This is a genomic window from Bartonella sp. MM73XJBT, from assembly GCF_028618465.1.
GTDB lineage: Bacteria > Pseudomonadota > Alphaproteobacteria > Rhizobiales > Rhizobiaceae > Bartonella.
Genome location: NZ_JAQISY010000071.1, coordinates 1 through 3,695, shown reverse-complemented (window position 1 = coordinate 3,695; position 3,695 = coordinate 1). Strand labels below are relative to the sequence as shown.

Here is a 3,695-nt window from a genome sequence, read left to right as displayed (position 1 = left end):
TGTATAAGAAGAACCCGCTTTGTTTTTCTTGTTCTTTTGCTACGACAGATGTTCTCATATTGTCTAACAGTGCATTCTGCTTAGCCATATCGGTTAATCCCGTATAGAAGAGGGCATTTGGCATGACTAAATAGCTTGCCATTTGTCCTACAGGTGCATGCACATTGGCCTCAGGGTTAGAACCCGAACCTTGGTTAGGACCAGAGCCATCGGGATTAGAGCCAGAACCTGAATTAGAATCAAGAAACTCAGGTTGTAGACGAAAATCCCAGAAATTTTCATTTTTTTCATCCAGCAAGTTTTGTTCCATATTGGCTTTGCCTTGGCTTGAGTTTGGTCCATAGGCACGTAGCATATATTTATCAGGTGAACCATTTATGGTCGTATAACCATGGGCTAATTTAAAAGAGCCTTCTTTGGCTGTTCCAGAAACTTGGATAAGAGAAAGTCCGCGTATATTTTTCTCAACATCAGAAATATTTTTTTGAGTGGTATTTCCTGTTAAATTGACGAGAATGTTTGTATGACCTGAAACATCACCATTAATGAGAAGGCGATCGGTTTTTTGCTCTGCTATTGGCTTACCATCACTCCACCAAGTATTGAAAGAAATTTGTGTATCGCCTATTGTATTGTAGACGGCTTTAGTATCTGGTTGTCCTGATCCTATATGCAATGTGTGGTAATAACCGTCTGTTGTTGGCTCTTTGAAAATAACAGAGCTGTTTTCGAGATCCAGTACAGAAATATCAGAGCGTGACCTTTGTGCAATATCCAGGAGTTTGCCATTTTTATCTTTTTCTTGTGTGCTGGTTTTTAAGAACCATTGTGTACCATTTTTCAGGTCAAAGCGTACATTTCTTTCTTTTGTAATGTTTGCTTTGCCTTCTAAAGTGGAATGCTCTGCATTTAATGTGAAGCTGCCATTGGCTATCTCCTTAACTTTTGTTTCATCCCATACATCTTTGCCTTCCCAAGAAATTTTATTCCAAATAATACCATCATCTAATAACATATCGGCGTGGATTTCTGAATCTTTAAGATTGAGCGTACCAATTGGTAGAGCAGGACTATTTTCAATGCTTTTTTCAACAAAAGATCCAACGAGAATTCCAGTGCCATTGTCGGTATGAATCTTTGTATTGGTTAGATTGATTTCATTGCTACTAGATTTTTGTGGATCACTTGGGTCATTTAGATCATTACTTGTTCTATTTACGAACTGTAATCCCGCGATTTCTGCTATTGCAGAAGTATTTGCAAGGTCTATATGGCCACCATTTGCCACGGCTAATACAATTCTTTTTGCTTCTATCTTATTTTTAGTGTCTTTACCTGTTGTAATTGTCGCATCGTCAATTGCAGAAAGACCAACATCAATATTTTTAATGGTTGTGTTACCATTTAATTCAGCTTTGCTCTTAGACTCCCAAATATTTACACCAACGATTACTTCTTCGGATTCACCACCGGTTATTGTGAGATTACCACTGATAATCTTACCTCCACCATCTGCATAAAGGCCTTCGTCAACATTTTGAATGGTCGTTGTGCCTATTAAATTAATTTCACTTTCAGAGCCTTCTGCCCATACACCCGAGCGTTCTGTGTCGAGCTCTGGATTGGCTGGTTGTCCACCGATGATGATTAAGTCTTCACTGGTGATTTTGCCTCCATCAGCTGCTCCAAGACCATCTAAAGTATTATTGATTGTTGTTTTACCGTGCAATGTAATTTTGCTCTTTAGACCAAGTGCAACTGCGCTGCTTCCTTTACCATCTGTTGTGAGAGTGACATCCGTGGCTTCGATTTCTCCACTGTTTTTTGCAAGCAATGCAGAACTTGCATGATGTTTTTTATTATATTCATTTTTCGCTGTTACACTTCCTCCTATCATTATAACTTTTGACCCTGAACCGTTTACATAGACACCGTTTCCATGAGATGATGTAATCACAGTTTTGTCTAACGTGATGGAACTTTCTTGTTTTGCCTGTATGCTATCGCTTATGCTCTCAAATGATCCTCCTGATATTGTTATTTGAGAATGATCATCTGCATTTAGAGCATTGAAAGCATGAACAGTTACTCGTTTTAAGGTAAGATTGCTGTTCTCAGTCACTATTCCTGAAGGTGTTTCTAGGTCATCATTTACACCTGTTATGAGTACATTTTCTAGTGTATTTTCGCTCTGGCTATTTAAGAAATGAGCGCCAGTATTGGAAACGGTAATGGATCCTCCCTCCATTTTGATTGTGCCGCCGTCTTTTGCTTCAAGACCGAAGCGGATATCAGAATCAATTCCTTTGATGGTTGAATGATTCAGTAATTCAATTGCACTTTTAGAGCCTTCAGCAGTTACAACATAGTTCTTACGGTTTGGGAGGTGATCTGTATTTGTTTCTTTATTGCCAGTTATTTTTAAACTGGTTCCAGTGATTTTGCCGCCTTTTAAGGCATGAAGAGTTTCATAAGTGGCCTCTTTGACTTCTTTTTTCTCTCCAGAAACTTCAAGAGATTCAGCATGTGCCTTAATTTGAATATTAAACAGCACAATTGCTGCTGTAGCTATAGATGACAGAAGGGATTTTTTATACACAACTACTCTCCTTTTAAAGCCCCGGATATTCATTCCCCCTGATCCTTCAAAAGAAGAACAGAAAATAGAAATTACGTTTCGTTTAATAACACATAATTTTGATAATTTACTTTTATTTTTTTGTCAAAATCTATTTTGACACCTAAAATTGCGCAATTTACCGAAAAACTGAAAAAAGCATGTTTTCATGGTAAAAATGAGAGAAGACTTTGTAGAGCAAGAGGCAGACAAACAAGCAACCGGTGCCATGCGGCAATTTGAACTGTTGCAAAACCGTATCGTTGCTTTGGGGATTACCATTGGTGAAGTGCTTCTGCCCCCCCTCAACAGTTTGATGGAAAGTGTTGGTGGTTTTATCAATGTTCTTATGGCGTGGGCGAATGCTCATCCCACTTTAACAAGCGCTATTATCAAAACCATTGCCGCTCTGATGGCTTTTAATATTGCTTTGCGTGTGTTGCGCTTTACTTTTGCTGGCACACGTCTTGGGCTTCTTCAATTGATCACGTCTTTTATCAAGATGGGTGCTGTTAGTCGTGGTCTTGCTGCAAGTTGGCGCGGGCTCTTGGCTTTAGGGCGTTCACTGGGCTTGCTCACCGCGGGTCTTGGGGCAAGTTCACTGCGACTCTTGCGTCCCATGACTTTACTCGTGGCAGCGTTTCGGGGGATTATGATCTCAGGAAGTGCATTCGCCGCCGCTTTTGGTTGGATAGGGACAGCGATAGAAGTGATTGCTGCTGGCATAGCCTCTGTGGTTGGTGCTGTTTTTAGCCCAATCGGTGCTCTGATTGCCGCTGTTGTGGCTGTGATCGTGGCTGCTTGTTTTGTTTTGTGGAAATATTGGGATCGTTTCTCTTCCTTTGTCAAAGGATTTGCACGGGGACTGATACGCGCTTTTGGGCATGCCTTTGAAGCGGTCATGCGCTTTTTTGGCGCCGATACGGCTACCATCACGCGTTGGAAAAACATTATTGCTGCTGCCTTTGATTTCTCTGCCCATTGGCAAAAGTTCAAACAGGGACTTAGCGCTGTTGGCAAGTGGTTTGGCAATGTGTGGGAGGGCTTTAAACAAAGCCTTTCCAACTTTTGGAGCTGG

The 3,695-nt window shown here is 40.7% G+C and carries 2 protein-coding genes; one reads left to right on the top strand and one right to left on the bottom strand.

Annotated features, from left to right (window positions below):
• The coding region (locus PVV69_RS09430) for an autotransporter outer membrane beta-barrel domain-containing protein (protein WP_273757298.1) at window positions 1-2,599 on the bottom strand (2,599 nt) is incomplete at its 3' end.
• Between the two features lie 187 nt (window positions 2,600-2,786).
• Here PVV69_RS09430 and PVV69_RS09425 point away from each other — a divergent pair.
• A partial coding sequence (locus PVV69_RS09425; RefSeq protein ID WP_273757297.1) for a phage tail tape measure protein occupies window positions 2,787-3,695 on the top strand: 909 nt, incomplete at its 3' end.